Origin of the sequence: Bradyrhizobium ivorense, from assembly GCF_900696085.1 — a bacterium.
Taxonomy (GTDB): Bacteria; Pseudomonadota; Alphaproteobacteria; order Rhizobiales; family Xanthobacteraceae; genus Bradyrhizobium; species Bradyrhizobium ivorense.
In genome coordinates this window covers 1-13923 of the sequence record NZ_CAADFC020000014.1, presented here as the reverse complement: position 1 = coordinate 13923, position 13923 = coordinate 1, and the positions used below count along the sequence as shown (strand labels likewise).

Here is a 13923-nt window from a genome sequence, read left to right as displayed (position 1 = left end):
CCCCTCAGCGCGAAAACCGCGCCACCAATTCGACATGCGGCGTGTGGCGGAACTGGTCGACCGGCGTGACGCCGTCGATCCGGTAGCCGCCGTCGATCAGGAGTTTTGCGTCGCGCGCGAACGTCGCGGCATTGCAGGAGACCGCGATGACGACCGGCACCTTGCTCGCCGCGAGCTGCGTCGCCTGCGCCTGTGCGCCCTGCCGCGGCGGATCGAACACGACGGCATCGTAGTCGCGCAACTCCTGCGGCATCAGCGGGCGGCGGAACAGGTCGCGCGCCTCGGCCTTGACCGGCTTCAGCCCCGGCGTCGCCTGCGCCGCCTTCCGCAGGGCGGCGACGGCGCCGGTGTCGCTGTCGAAGGCGGTGACCTGCGCCTTCTCGGCGAGGCGAAGCGCGAAGGGACCGACGCCGCAAAACAGGTCGGCGATCCGCTTGGCGCGTCCACCATATTCGCGCACCAGCGCGGCCAGCGTCTCCTCGCCCTTGACGGTCGCTTGCAGGAACGAGCCCGGCGGCAGCACGACCTTGGCCTTGCCGATTTGAACATCCGGCGCGCCGCGCAGCAGCACCAGCTCGCCGTGGCGGGTCAGCCGCGCCAGTCGCTGCTGCTCCGCGATCCGCGACAGCGTGGTGATCATGGCGGTCGGCACCGGCCCCGAGCCGCGCACGTCGATGTCGAGGCCGTTGCCCGTCGCGGTCACCTGAATATCGAGCGGCTTGCCGATCGCGGTCAGCGGCTCGGCGATCGCCCAGGCCGCTTTCAGCGCGCCATCGAGCGCGGGATCGAGGATCGGACAGCGATCGACCGGAATGATGTCGTGCGAGCCGGCCGCGGCGAAGCCGACCTTGAGGACGCCATGGGTGCCCATCCGCGCGTGCAGCGTGATGCGGCGTCGCCCGGCACCGTGGGCGTCGACCAGCGCTGCGACCTCGGCGGTAATCTTCGCCTGCGCCAGCGTCTCGACGACGAGGTTGCGCTTCCAGGCCTGGTAGGGCGCATCGTTCCAATGCTGGATCGCGCAGCCGCCGCAGACGCCGAAATGCGGACAGAACGGCGCGATGCGCTCGGCGCTTTCGTGTGCGACCCGCAGCAGCCGCCGCCGGTCGGGATGGTTGCCGGGAACCTCGGCGACCTCGACGGTTTCGCCCGCCAGCGCGTAGGGCACGTAGATCGCCTGGCCGCCGCTGGTCGCGACGCCGTCGCCGCGATGGCCGACATGGTCGATGGTGAGCAGCTCAGCCACGGCGCGCGCCGAGAAAGAATTCGATGTTGCCGTCGCCGCCGGTGATCGACGACGGGAACACCTGGATGTCGGTGCAGCCGAGCGAGCCGGCGAAAGCGGCGATGTCGTCGCAGATTTCCTGGTGCACCATCGCGTTGCGGATGATGCCGCGCTTGGAATGTTTCCGCGCGGCCTCGAATTGCGGCTTGATCAGCGCCAGCAGCTGCATCGGCGCCGCCGCAAGCGACAGCGCCACCGGCAGCACCAGCTTCAGCGAGATGAAGCTGACGTCGATCACCACGACATCGGGCCGCGCCGGCAGCCGCTTGCCCTCGAAATTGCGGATGTCGGTCTCCTCCATGGAGACGACCTTCGGGTGTCCCTGCAGCGAGGGATGCAGCTGGCCGTGGCCGACGTCGATGGCAAACACCAGGCTCGCACCGTTGGCGAGCAGCACCTCGGTGAAGCCGCCGGTCGAGGCGCCGACATCGAGGCAGACATGGCCCTCGACCTCGATCGGATAGTGCTCCAGCGCGCCGGCGAGTTTCACGCCGCCGCGCGACACGTAGGGATGGGCGGGCTCCGCCGACAGCGCGGCGTTCGTCGGCACGATCTCCGAGGCTTTTGCCACCACCCTGCCGTCCGCGGTCACCAGACCGGCGTCGATCGCCGCGCGCGCCCGTGCCCGGCTTTCGAACAGGCCGCGCTCGACCAGCAGCACGTCGATGCGCTTGCTCGCGGCATCGTTGTCGTTGTCGCCGGCCCGGGTCACAGAGGGCCCGGCAGGCGTTGCGCGTGGGCGGCGGCGAGCCGCACGCAGGCTTCGAAGGTGGTGAGATCGCGCCAGATGTCGGCCGGCGGCGCCTTCGGCGTCAGCAGCGGCGCGCCGTGCAGGTCGAGCGCGTGCATCATCATCAGATTGTCGGGCAATCCAAAATCTTCCACGGTCAGCCCCTCCGCGTCGATCAGGCGTCCGTCTGCCGTCGTCACCACCTGATAGTGCCGCGCCGCGCGCTCGGCGTAGGACACGGGATCGTTGGTATAGCCGAGGCAGAGCTTGCCGCGTCCCGCCATGTAGCCGAGTTCGTAGACCGTGCCTGCGTCGGCACTGGGGCCGCGAAACGGCGTCAAATTGGCGATGATGGCGTCGGCCGACTCCATCATCGCCTCGTTGCCCTTGAAGATCATCAGGGAAGCCGTGGCGGCTTCGCGGTCCACGCTGTTGTCGAGCGGATAGAGCCCGGTCAGCCCGTGCTGCGCGCAGATCTGAGCCTTGCGGCGGCCGATCTCGACGGCATCCGGCAGGAACACGTCAGGACCTGCCAGATAGATTTTCATCGACTTGCCGGCGCCCAAGACGCCGCCCGAAAGGATTAGGCGAGCTTGACGGTCTCGGTCTTGAAATCCTTGCCGAGGGTTTCGAACACCTTGGCAACGATGCTCTTGGCGTCGAGACCGGCGCGGGCATACATCGCCGCCGGCGTGTCGTGGTCGAGGAACACGTCGGGCAGCACCATCGAGCGGAACTTGAGCATGCCGCTGTCGAGCATGGCGTTGTCGGTCAGGAACTGCACCACGTGCGAGCCGAAACCGCCGACCGAGCCTTCCTCGATGGTGATCAGGATCTCGTGGTCGCGCGCCAGCTTGAGCACCATGTCCTCGTCGAGCGGCTTCATGAAGCGCGCGTCCGCGATGGTCGCGGAGAGGCCATGGGCGGCGAGCTCGTCGGCCGCCTTCTCGCACTCCGCAAGGCGGGTGCCGAAGGAGAGCAGGGCGACCTTCTTGCCTTCGCGGATGATGCGGCCCTTGCCGATCGGCAGGGGAACGCCGACCTCGGGCATATCGACGCCGCGGCCTTCGCCGCGCGGATAGCGCAGCGCGCTCGGACGGTCGTTGATCGCGACCTGGGTCGCCACCATGTGGACCAGTTCCGCCTCGTCGGCGGCCGCCATGATCACCATGTTCGGCAGGCAGCCGAGATAGGCGTTGTCGAACGAGCCGGCATGGGTCGCGCCGTCGGCGCCGACCAGGCCCGCGCGGTCGATCGCGAAGCGGACCGGCAGGCTCTGGATCGCGACGTCGTGCACCACCTGGTCATAGCCGCGCTGCAGGAAGGTCGAGTAGATCGCGCAGAACGGCTTGTAGCCCTCGGTGGCGAGGCCGGCGGCGAAGGTCACCGCATGCTGCTCGGCGATGCCGACGTCGAAGGTGCGGTCCGGGAACGCCTTGCTGAAGATGTCGACGCCGGTGCCCGACGGCATCGCCGCGGTGATGGCGACGATCTTGTCGTCCTTCTGGGCTTCCTTGACGAGGCTCTGGCCGAACACGTTCTGGTAGGCCGGCGCATTCGGTTTGGCTTTCGCCTGCGTACCCGTCGCGACGTCGAATTTCACCACCGCGTGGTACTTGTCGGCGGAGGCTTCGGCCGGGCCGTAGCCCTTGCCCTTCTGGGTCACGACGTGGACCAGGATCGGGCCGGTCTCCATGTCGCGGACGTTCTTCAGCACGGGCAGCAGATGGTCGAGATTGTGGCCGTCGATCGGGCCGACATAGTAGAAGCCGAGCTCCTCGAACAGCGTGCCGCCGTCCATCATGAAGCCGCGGGAATATTCCTCGACGCGGTTGGCGCGGTTGGCGAGGATCTTCGGCAGCCGCTTGTTGATCTGCTTGGCCGCCTCGCGCAGCGTGCGGTAGGTCTTGCCGGAATAGAGCCGGGACAGATAGGCGCTCATCGCGCCGACCGGCGGCGCGATCGACATGTCGTTGTCGTTGAGGATCACGATCAGCCGCGAGTTCATCGCGCCGGCATTGTTCATGGCTTCATAGGCCATGCCGGCCGACATCGCGCCGTCACCGATCACGGCGATAACGTTGTTCTTGCCGCCGGAGAGGTCGCGCGCCACGGCCATGCCGAGACCGGCCGAGATCGAGGTCGAGGAGTGCGCGGCGCCGAACGGGTCGTAGTCGCTCTCGGTGCGCTTGGTGAAGCCGGAGAGGCCGCCGCCGGTGCGCAGCGTGCGGATGCGGTCGCGGCGTCCGGTCAGGATCTTGTGCGGGTAGGCCTGGTGGCCGACGTCCCAGATCAGGCGGTCGCGCGGCGTGTCGAAGATGTAGTGGATGGCGGTGGTCAGTTCGACCACGCCGAGGCCGGCGCCGAAATGGCCGCCGGTCACCGACACCGCGTCGATGGTTTCCTGGCGGAGCTCGTCGGCAACCTGCCGCACCTGCTCGACCTTCAGCTTGCGTAGGTCATCTGGCGTCCGAATAGTGTCTAGAAGCGGCGTTTTACTAAATGTGGTCACAGCATATTCCAATTTTTGCCTGTCGGAGCGAACGGCCCGACGCGAGATGGGTTGGCGCGCTCCGCGCGCAGCGAAAGCCTGACACTGGATGCCGCCCCGGCAGCAGGCCGTGTCTGGTGTAAGCCTAGATTCACTCCGGATTGGACCACGTGATACGCATCACCTTGGTCGCATTTCACCCGTCCCGGTTCAGTTTATCGAACCATTCGAGATGCCTGCCGCCAGAAGAATCCGGCCGCCCGCCAACCTCAAATGCCCATAGAACGGCAAGCATTACACCAAAGCGGTCGCCAAAGCCAACCCACAGGGTGCGCTGGGTTCCTATGCCCCGCGTTGAAAAACCTAGACTTTTCAATGCTTGCGGCGGACCGCGGTTCCATTCCGCCCATTTTGATGGCGGCCGGCCGGTCCGGATCGGCCCGATTCGCGGGCCACAACCGACCTGGCTGTCACCCAACTGTCGTCGGAAACACCCAGCAATAGATGCCCGGCCTGCCCGCCGCGGCGGCGGGCATTCTGACGCGCGATGGCGATGGATGGGCCGCTTGAAGCGGGCTACTGCACGTCGAGCGGTTCGGTGCCGGTCGGCTGGCCCGACGCATCGGTGGTGATCTTGTCGACGCGCGCTTCGGCCTGGCGCAGCAATTCCTCGCAGCGCCGCTTCAGCGCCTCGCCGCGTTCGTAGATGGCCACTGATTCCTCAAGCGGGACCTTGCCGTCCTCGAGCCGCTTCACGATCGATTCGAGTTCCTCCATCGCGCGTTCGAAGGAGAGCTTCTTGACGTCGGCTTGGGTGGTTTCGGCCATCTCGTGTTCCCGGCTGCGCCCTTCGGTTTGAGCATGATCCCGGCGCAAACGCCATGCGTCCGTCACCGGTTCCCCACTGATTGGAATCATGCTCGCCAAGGCGCAGAATCAATCGAAGTTTTGCGGGCTTATTGTGGCGGGGATTCAGCCGCCCATCAATGCGGTGACGTGGGAAGCCACCGACTCTTTCAGGCCCTCGAGGTCGTAGCCGCCCTCCAGCACCGAGACCACGCGGCCGCCGGCGCTCTTGTCGGCGAGGTCCATCACCTTGCGGGTGACCCAGCCGAAATCCTCGCCCTTCAGGTTGATCGACGCCAGCGGATCGCGCTGGTGCGCGTCGAAACCGGCGGAGATGATGACGAGTTCCGGGGAGAACTTTTCCAGCTGCGGCAGGATCAGGTTCTCGAACGCGGAGCGGAATTTGGCGCTGCCGTCGCCCGGCGCCAGCGGCGCGTTGACGACGGTGTCGTGCTCGCCGCGCTCGCTCATCGCGCCGGTGCCGGGAAACAGCGGCATCTGGTGCGTCGAGCAGTACATCACGGTCGGATCGGCCCAGAAGATGTCCTGGGTGCCGTTGCCGTGATGGACGTCGAAATCGATCACCGCCGCGCGCTTGATGCCGTATTTGCGCTGGGCGTGGCGCGCCGCGATCGCGACATTGTCGAAGAAGCAGAAGCCCATCGGCGTCGACTTCTCGGCGTGATGGCCGGGCGGGCGCACCGCGACGAAGGCGTTGGTATGCTCGCCTTGCATCACCGCATCGGTCGCGGCCACCGCGCCGCCGACGCCGCGCATCACCGCTTCCCAGGTGCCTGGGGACATCGAGGTGTCGCCGTCGATATAGATCAGGCCCGAGGTCGGCGCGATGTGGCGGAGCTCGCCGACATAATGCTCGCCGTGGCACAGCAGCACCTGTTCGAGGTCACCTTCTGGCGCGAGATCGCGCACCAGCGCCTTGAAGCGGTCCTCGCCGAGCACCTCGGCAACCGCGCGCAGCCGGTCGGGGCGTTCGGGATGTCCGGGTGGGGTCAGGTGGTCGAGGCAGGCGGAATGCGTCAGAAGCAGTGTCATGCAAATTCCCGGCGCAACAAATGCGCGTGCGAGGAGGCCTCAATGTAGGCCGTTACCGGCCGTGCGGAAAGGGCCCGCGTTTGATCCGGCCGGCTCGTTCCGCTGTCTCACGCAAGGGCGACGTGCCTCCCGCGCGCCTCAATCGATCCGCTCGATCCGCTTGCCGGCGGTCGGGCCGACCGGGCTGTTGGCCTTGAAATAGGCATAGAGCGCGTCGACGTCGTAGATGCCGAACTGCTGGGCCTTGCCGTCCTTGAACACGGTAAAGCCGTCGCCGCCCTCGGCGAGGTAGTTGTTGACGGTGACGCGGTAGCTCGCGGCCGGGTCGATCGGCCGGCCGTCGAGCGACATCCGCGCGGCGACGATGCGCGCGCCGTCGCCCTTGCTGGCGTCCCAGGCATAGGCAAAGCCCTTGGAGACCTGCAGCGGCCGCGGCCGCTTCGGGTCGGCCCATTGCTGCTCCAGCATGTCCTTGAGCTGCTTGCCGGTCAGCGTCATCGTCACCAGCTGGTTGCGGAACGGCTGGCTGGCGAAGATGTCGGCATAGGTCACCGCGCCGTCATCGCGCTTGACGATGTCGGTGCGCACGCCGCCCGGATTGGTGAAGGCGATCACCGCGCCGCCGTTCGGCTCGGCGCTGGTCGCGGCGAGCTGCGCATCGGCGACGATGTCGCCGAGCACGCTTTCCCCGGTGTCATTGGGCGTGCGCGACAGCGTCTCGGTGACCGAGCCGGCGGCGCGGTTGGCGATCGGCGCGGCGAGGCGGTCATAGGCTTCCAGCAGCGCGCTCTGCTCGGGATCGCGGTGATAGGTGTCGATCTTCACGATGGTGTTGTCGGCCTTGGCGCTGATCACGTCGCGGGTCTTCGGATCGAGCTTGAGATCGATGGCGGTGACCAGGGTGCCGTATTTGTCGCCGGAGGTGACCAGCCGCCCGTCGATCTCGCAGATATAGGCCTGATGGGTATGGCCGGAGATCACGACGTCGACCGCCTTGTCGAACTTTTTGACGATGTCGACGATTGGTCCGGAGATGCCGGGGCACTCATTGTAGTCGCCGGTCGGAAAGCCGCCTTCGTGGATCAAGACCACGATCGCCTCGACGCCCTTCGCCTTCAATTCCGGGATCAGCGCGTTGACGGTGTCGGCCTCGTCGCGGAATTCCAGGCTGGCGACGCCGGCTGGCGACACCAGGTTCGGCGTGTTCTTCAGCGTCAGCCCGATGAACGCCACCGGGATGCCGTCGAACTGCTTGATCTCGTAAGGCGGAAACACCGGCTTGCCGGTGGCCTTGTCGATCGTGCTGGCGGCGAGGTAGCGGAATTTCGCGCCGGTGAACGGATGCGGCCCCTGGCAGTGGTCGACCGGATGGCAGCCGCCGTTCTGCATCCGCAGCAGCTCATCCTTGCCCTCGTCGAATTCGTGATTGCCGACCGAGGAGATCGCGAGCCCCATCATCGACAGCGACTCGATGGTCGGCTCGTCATGAAACATCGCCGACAGGAACGGGCTGGCGCCGATCAGGTCGCCGGCCGCAACGAAGATGTTGTTCTTGTGTCCTTCGCGCAGCGCCTTGACCGCGCTCGCCACGCGTTCGGCGCCACCGGCCGGCACCATGATCTTCTTGGTGGCGTCGGCGGGATCGCTGATGCGGATGCCGCCGGGCGGCGGCCGCAGATAGCCGTGGAAGTCGTTGATGGCGAGAATGCGCAAATCCACCGGCGCGGCGCTCTGCGCCAGCGAGGGGCCGGCACCGAGCGCGAGCGTGCAAATGGTGAGGGCGAGAAGGCGGGGATGTCTCATGACCTGTCCATGGGAGCACGCGACCATGACGCGGCGCCACAACATTTTTGCGACGCAGCCGTTCAATCCTTCGTGCGCGCCATGAACGCCTTGAAGGCGGCGACGGCTTCGCTGGAGCGCATCCGCTCGGTGAACAGATGGTTCTCCTGATCGATGCGGCGGGTGACGTCCTCGGGCGGCAGCCGGATCAGCCGGCGCGAGATCGCGACCGCCTCGGCCGGCAGCGCGCAGATCTCGCGTGCCACCTTGTGTGCCTCGACCTCGGCGTGGCCCGCCGCCACCACCGTGTTGACGAAGCCGGCGACGCGGGCGTCGTCCGCGGTCATGGTGCGGCCCATCACCAGCATCGCGAAGGCGAGCTGGTGGCCCATGGTGCGCGGCATCAGCAGGCTCGAGGCGCCCTCCGGCACCAGGCCGAAATTGGAGAACGGGGTCGAGAACAGCGCGGTCTTGCTGGCCAGCACGTAGTCGCAGTGAAACAGCATGGTGGTGCCGATGCCCATCGCGACGCCGTCGACCGCGGCGATGATCGGCTTGACGTTATGGGCCAGCGAGTAGAGGAATTTGACCAGGTTGGAGGCCACCGCCGGTTCGGCGTTCGAGGTGCCCTCGCTCAACAGGTCCTCGATATCGTTGCCGGCGGTGAACACGCCGGAGCCGCCGGTGATGATCAGGCAGCGGATCTTCGGATTGTTCTGCGCGGTGTCGATCGCGTCGCTCATCGCGCGATACATGTCCTGGGTGATCGCGTTCTTCTTCTCGGGCCGGCGCAGCTTGATCACGCGAGCAGCGGCGTCGTCGGTCACTATGACATGCGCAGTCATCGGCCAGTCCCCAGGCACCCGGTCAACACGTCGGCTGGCGGCATCGTTGCCGCCGGCGCGTGCCGGCCATCCTACATGATCCGCCGCTAGCCCCAAATGATGCCGACGGCTTTTCCCACCGGCCAGCATGCCGGCCACGCAGGGCAGTTAACCGGAATTCACCTTGTCGCGAGCGCGGAGTTTGGCCAGACGCCGGGCTTGGGCGATTTGCCGCATGGCGGCCGTCCGGACGGGGAGCAACAGCGCAAGTCAAAGTGAGTGATGCCGCTTTACGGCGTCGCGCCAGCCTCACGCTCCGCTCGCGACTTGTTTAAGTCCCGCGCAGAAACATTCCCCATGCCGATGCATTCAATCGATGCAGCCGACAGGCGCGTGCGGCGATCACGCTCGGTTCCGCCAGGCGCGGCTGCGCATCAGGAGAGCGCGGCATGCAAATTTCCGGACGTTTGGAACTATCGCGGCGCCATCTGTTGATTGTGGGAGCCGCCTCGCTGGCTGCGTCGTCCGTCGCGCCGCCTGCGGCGTACGCGGCTGCCCAACCTGCCCCGATCGGAGCGCCCGTAATGGCAAAAGTGTCCTTTGACGTGAACGGCGAGACCCATCAGCTCGAGCTCGATACCAGGACCACGCTGCTCGATGCGCTGCGCGAGCACCTGCATCTGACCGGCACCAAGAAGGGCTCTGACCACGGCCAGTGCGGCGCCTGCACGGTCATCGTCGACGGCCGGCGGATCAATTCCTGCCTCACGCTCGCGGTGATGCACGAGGGCGACGAGATCACCACGATCGAGGGGCTGGGCACGCCGGACGGGATGCATCCGATGCAGGCGGCCTTCGTCAAGCATGACGGCTATCAATGCGGCTACTGCACGCCGGGCCAGATCTGTTCGGCGGTTGCTGTGGTGGATGAGGTCAGGGCCGGGATTCCGAGCCATGTGACCGCCGATCTCACCGCGCCGCTGCGCCTGACCAATGCCGAGCTGCGCGAGCGCATGAGCGGCAACATCTGCCGCTGCGGCGCCTATTCCAACATTGCGGATGCGATCGGCGAGGTCGCCGGGAGGAGTGCATGAAATCATTCAGCTATGAGCGCGCCACGTCTCCGGCCGCGGCGGCTGCGGCCGGCGCGCGCGATGCCAACACGAGATTCATCGCCGGCGGCACCAACCTGCTCGACCTGATGAAGCTCGAGATCGAGACGCCGACGCACCTGGTCGACGTCAACGGCCTTGCGCTCGACCGGATCGAGGAGACGCCGGAAGGTGGGCTGCGGATCGGGGCGCTGGTGCGCAATACCGATCTGGCCGCCGATGCGCGGGTGCGCCGCGACTATGGCGTGCTGTCGCGCGCGCTGCTCGCCGGCGCCTCCGGCCAGTTGCGCAACAAGGCGACAACGGCCGGCAATATCCTGCAACGGACGCGCTGTCCCTATTTCTACGACACCAATCTGCCCTGCAACAAGCGCAAGCCCGGCAGCGGCTGCGCCGCGATCGGCGGCTTCAGCCGCCAACACGCGGTGATCGGTGCCAGCGAAGCCTGCATCGCGACCCATCCAAGCGACATGGCGGTGGCGATGCGCGCGCTCGACGCGACGGTGGAGACGGTGCGCCCTGATGGCGCCACCCGCAGCATTCCGATCGCCGAGTTGCACCGGCTCCCGGGCGACAGCCCGGAGATCGAGACCACGCTGGCATCAGGAGAGCTGATCACTGCGGTGACGCTGCCAAAGCCGGTCGGCGGCACCCAGGCCTACCGCAAGGTGCGCGACCGCGCCTCCTATGCGTTTGCGCTGGTGTCGGTGGCCGCGATCGTGCAGCGCGACGGCACCGGTTCTGTTGCGCTCGGCGGTGTCGCGCACAAGCCGTGGCGGGTCGAGGCGGCGGACGCGGAATTGCCGCGCGGCGCCAAGGCGGTCACCGCGCGGCTGTTCGCCGATGCCAAGCCGACAAAGGACAATGCATTCAAGCTGCCGCTCGCCGAGCGAACGCTGGCGGCGGTGCTGCGCGAGGCAAGGGGATAGAGGAGGGGATAATCCATGCGCTTCGAACATCCCGCGACCTTCAATCCGATCGACCAGCTCAAGGTGGTCGGCCATCCGACCAGCCGGATCGACGGGCCGAAAAAGACTACCGGCACCGCGCCCTACGCCTATGAGCGGCATGATGTCGTGGCGAACCAGGCCTACGGCTATGTGATCGGATCGGCGATCGGCAAGGGGCGGATCAAGGCGATCGATCTCGCCGCCGCTAGCGATGCGCCCGGCGTGCTCGCCATCGTCACGGCCGAGAACGCCGGCAAGCTCGACAAGGGCGAGCGCAATGCGGCGCCGCTGCTCGGCGGCCCCGAGATCGCGCACTATCATCAGGCTGTCGCGGTGGTCGTTGCCGAGACCTTCGAACAGGCACGCGCCGCGGCGCAGCTGGTCCGCATCGACTACGCGAAGGGCGAGGGCAAGTTCGATCTCGCGGCGGCCGCTGATGGTGCCATCACGCCGAAGCCTTCATTCGGCGGTCCGGCGGACACGGCCGTCGGTGAGTTCGGCTCGGCTTTCGCGGCCGCGCCGGTGCAACTGGACGCGCGCTACACGACGCCCGACCAGGGGCACGCGATGATGGAGCCGCACGCCTCGATCGCCGCCTGGGATGGCGACAAACTGACGGTCTGGACCTCCAACCAGATGATCGCCTGGGGTGCCGGCGATCTGGCGAAAACGCTTCGCATCCCGAAGGACAAGGTCCGGATGGTGTCGCCCTATATCGGCGGTGGTTTCGGCGGCAAGCTGTTCTTGCGCGCCGACGTGCTGCTCGCGGCGCTCGGGGCGCGTGCGGCGAAGCGCCCGGTCAAGATCGCCTTGCAGCGGCCGCTGATGTTCAACAACACCACGCACCGGCCGGCCACGATCCAGCGCATCCGCATCGGCGCCGAGCGCGACGGCAAGATCACCGCGATCGGCCACGAGAGCTGGTCCGGCAACGTCAAGGACGGCGAGGCGGAGACGGCCGTCAGCCAGACCCGATTGCTCTACGCCGGCGCCAACCGGATGACGGCGATGCGGCTGGCCGCGCTCGATCTGCCCGAGGGCAACGCGATGCGCGCGCCCGGCGAAGCCTCCGGCATGATGGCGCTCGAGATCGCGATCGACGAGCTCGCCGAGAAGCTCGGCATGGATCCGGTCGCGCTGCGCATCGTCAACGACACCCAGGTCGATCCCGAGCATCCGGAGCGGCGCTTCTCGCAGCGCCAACTGGTGCGCTGTCTCAGCGACGGCGCCGCGCGGTTCGGCTGGAGCCGGCGCAATGCCGAGCCCGGCAAGCTGCGCGACGGCCGCTTCCTGGTCGGCATGGGCGTTGCCGCGGCCTTCCGCAACAACCTCCTGACCAAATCGGCGGCGCGGGTGCGGCTCGATCAGCAGGGCACCGTGACGGTCGAGACCGACATGACCGATATCGGCACCGGCTCCTACACCATCATCGCGCAGACCGCCGCCGAAATGATGGGCGTGCCGCTGGAGAAGGTGGCGGTTCATCTCGGCGATTCCGACTTCCCGGTCTCCTGCGGCTCCGGCGGGCAGTGGGGCGGCAACAATTCCACCGCCGGCGTCTATGCCGCCTGTATCAAGCTGCGCGAGGCGATCGCGCAGAAGCTCGGCTTTAACTCGGCCGAGGCCGAGTTCACCGACGGACTGGTGCGCGCCGGAAACCGCAGCGTGCCGCTGGCGCAGGCCGCCGGCCGCGACGGCATCGTCGCGGAGGACGCCATCGAATATGGCGATCTCGCCAAAACCTATCAGCAGTCGACCTTCGGCGCGCATTTCGTCGAGGTCGGCGTCGATGCCGACACCGCCGAGATTCGCGTCCGGCGGATGCTCGCGGTGTGCGCGGCCGGCCGCATCCTCAATCCGAAGGCGGCGCGCAGCCAGGTGATCGGCGCGATGACCATGGGCGTCGGTGCGGCGCTGATGGAGGATCTGGTGGTCGACAAGCGGCACGGCCTGTTCATCAACCACGACCTCGCCGGTTACGAGGTGCCGGTCCATGCCGACATCCCGCACCAGGAGATGATCTTCCTCGACGAGACCGATCCGATGTCGTCGCCGATGAAGGCCAAGGGCGTCGCCGAGCTCGGCATCTGCGGCGTCGCCGCCGCGGTCGCCAACGCGGTCTACAACGCAACCGGCATTCGCGTGCGCGACTATCCGATCACGCTCGACAAGCTGCTGGACAAGATGCCGGAAGTCGGGTGAGCCCGAAAGCGTAGCCCGGATCTCCCGTCATTGCGAGCGCAGCGAAGCAATCCATCCCTCCTCACGCGCGGTGAGAATGGATTGCTTCGCTGCGCTCGCAAAGATGGGGTGGACGGCCCCCAACGGCATCAGTGTGCCAGACTGGTGATGTTGATTCGACCAGACAAGGGGACCGTCCATGACGAAGATTAGCACGATTGGTTTGGACTTGGCGAAGAACGTGTTTCAAGTTCACGGGGTTGATGCGGCGGGAGCTGTGGTGCTGAGGCGGCAACTTCGGCGGGCCGCCGTGGAGAAGTTTTTTGCGCAGTTGCCGCCGTGCCTGGTGGGCATGGAGGCCTGTGGCAGCGCGCATCATTGGGCACGGGTGATCGGGAAGTACGGCCACGAAGTCAAGCTGATGCCGCCGGCCTATGTGAAGCCTTATGTGAAGCGCAACAAGAACGATGGCCGGGACGCGGAGGCGATCTGCGAGGCGGTGAGCCGGCCGACGATGCGCTTTGTGGCGGTGAAGAGCGTCGCGCAGCAGGCGGCGCTGGCGGTTCACGGCACCCGCGCGCTGCTGGTTCGGCAGCGGACGATGGCCGCGAACGCGCTGCGGGCGGCGCTGAGCGAGCTCGGGATCGTGGCGGCGCAGGGCTATGAGGG

At 67.0% G+C, this 13923-nt stretch carries 12 protein-coding genes; 4 read left to right on the top strand and 8 right to left on the bottom strand.

Going from position 1 to position 13923, the window contains the following annotated elements; genetic code table 11:
* Positions 1 to 4 precede the first annotated feature (4 nt).
* From CI41S_RS19340 to CI41S_RS19305, 8 genes are all read right to left on the bottom strand, one after another.
* Positions 5 to 1246: a class I SAM-dependent RNA methyltransferase gene (locus CI41S_RS19340; RefSeq protein ID WP_139861116.1), complete on the bottom strand. Its 1242-nt coding sequence runs from the start codon at positions 1244 to 1246 to the stop codon at positions 5 to 7.
* Positions 1239 to 1997, bottom strand: a complete 759-nt coding sequence (locus tag CI41S_RS19335; protein ID WP_139861115.1) for a TlyA family RNA methyltransferase — start codon at positions 1995 to 1997, stop codon at positions 1239 to 1241. The genes CI41S_RS19340 and CI41S_RS19335 overlap by 8 nt, the downstream gene beginning before the upstream one ends.
* Entirely contained in the window at positions 1994 to 2563 is a 570-nt protein-coding gene (locus CI41S_RS19330; protein ID WP_139861114.1) for a nucleoside 2-deoxyribosyltransferase, read from the bottom strand. The genes CI41S_RS19335 and CI41S_RS19330 overlap by 4 nt, the downstream gene beginning before the upstream one ends.
* Positions 2564 to 2598: 35 nt before the next feature.
* Entirely contained in the window at positions 2599 to 4527 is a 1929-nt protein-coding gene (gene dxs, locus CI41S_RS19325; RefSeq protein ID WP_139861113.1) for a 1-deoxy-D-xylulose-5-phosphate synthase, read from the bottom strand.
* A gap of 555 nt (positions 4528 to 5082) precedes the next feature.
* Positions 5083 to 5334 (bottom strand): exodeoxyribonuclease VII small subunit, encoded by a 252-nt coding sequence (locus tag CI41S_RS19320; RefSeq protein WP_139486281.1) that lies wholly within the window; start codon positions 5332 to 5334, stop codon positions 5083 to 5085.
* A 144-nt stretch (positions 5335 to 5478) separates the two neighbouring features.
* The gene (locus CI41S_RS19315) at positions 5479 to 6405 is read right to left on the bottom strand and encodes a histone deacetylase family protein (protein ID WP_139861112.1); all 927 of its coding nucleotides are present in this window, start codon (positions 6403 to 6405) and stop codon (positions 5479 to 5481) included.
* Between the two features lie 138 nt (positions 6406 to 6543).
* Complete coding sequence (locus CI41S_RS19310) at positions 6544 to 8208, bottom strand: bifunctional metallophosphatase/5'-nucleotidase (RefSeq protein WP_139861111.1); 1665 nt, start codon at positions 8206 to 8208, stop codon at positions 6544 to 6546.
* A 62-nt stretch (positions 8209 to 8270) separates the two neighbouring features.
* Positions 8271 to 9032, bottom strand: a complete 762-nt coding sequence (locus tag CI41S_RS19305; protein ID WP_139861110.1) for an enoyl-CoA hydratase-related protein — start codon at positions 9030 to 9032, stop codon at positions 8271 to 8273.
* Between the two features lie 428 nt (positions 9033 to 9460).
* On the opposite strand from CI41S_RS19305, the gene paoA reads away from it, so the two are divergent.
* The 4 genes from paoA to CI41S_RS19285 form a co-directional block, all read left to right on the top strand.
* The gene (paoA, locus tag CI41S_RS19300; RefSeq protein WP_139861109.1) at positions 9461 to 10105 is read left to right on the top strand and encodes an aldehyde dehydrogenase iron-sulfur subunit PaoA; all 645 of its coding nucleotides are present in this window, start codon (positions 9461 to 9463) and stop codon (positions 10103 to 10105) included.
* Entirely contained in the window at positions 10102 to 11052 is a 951-nt protein-coding gene (locus CI41S_RS19295; protein WP_139861108.1) for an FAD binding domain-containing protein, read from the top strand. The genes paoA and CI41S_RS19295 overlap by 4 nt, the downstream gene beginning before the upstream one ends.
* Before the next feature lie 15 nt (positions 11053 to 11067).
* The gene (paoC, locus tag CI41S_RS19290; RefSeq protein ID WP_139861107.1) at positions 11068 to 13275 is read left to right on the top strand and encodes an aldehyde oxidoreductase molybdenum-binding subunit PaoC; all 2208 of its coding nucleotides are present in this window, start codon (positions 11068 to 11070) and stop codon (positions 13273 to 13275) included.
* A 178-nt stretch (positions 13276 to 13453) separates the two neighbouring features.
* Positions 13454 to 13923: IS110 family RNA-guided transposase (locus tag CI41S_RS19285; RefSeq protein WP_139861106.1), on the top strand; the 470-nt coding region annotated here is incomplete at its 3' end.

What these genes read in the sequence shown, in the direction of transcription:
- CI41S_RS19320 (WP_139486281.1), bottom strand. Translation starts at nt 5,334, where the DNA reads ATGGCCGAAACCACCCAAGCCGACGTCAAGAAGCTCTCCTTCGAACGC.
- CI41S_RS19305 (WP_139861110.1), bottom strand. Translation starts at nt 9,032, where the DNA reads ATGACTGCGCATGTCATAGTGACCGACGACGCCGCTGCTCGCGTGATC.
- CI41S_RS19315 (WP_139861112.1), bottom strand. Translation starts at nt 6,405, where the DNA reads ATGACACTGCTTCTGACGCATTCCGCCTGCCTCGACCACCTGACCCCA.
- paoA (WP_139861109.1), top strand. Translation starts at nt 9,461, where the DNA reads ATGCAAATTTCCGGACGTTTGGAACTATCGCGGCGCCATCTGTTGATT.
- CI41S_RS19295 (WP_139861108.1), top strand. Translation starts at nt 10,102, where the DNA reads ATGAAATCATTCAGCTATGAGCGCGCCACGTCTCCGGCCGCGGCGGCT.
- paoC (WP_139861107.1), top strand. Translation starts at nt 11,068, where the DNA reads ATGCGCTTCGAACATCCCGCGACCTTCAATCCGATCGACCAGCTCAAG.
- CI41S_RS19310 (WP_139861111.1), bottom strand. Translation starts at nt 8,208, where the DNA reads ATGAGACATCCCCGCCTTCTCGCCCTCACCATTTGCACGCTCGCGCTC.
- CI41S_RS19330 (WP_139861114.1), bottom strand. Translation starts at nt 2,563, where the DNA reads ATGAAAATCTATCTGGCAGGTCCTGACGTGTTCCTGCCGGATGCCGTC.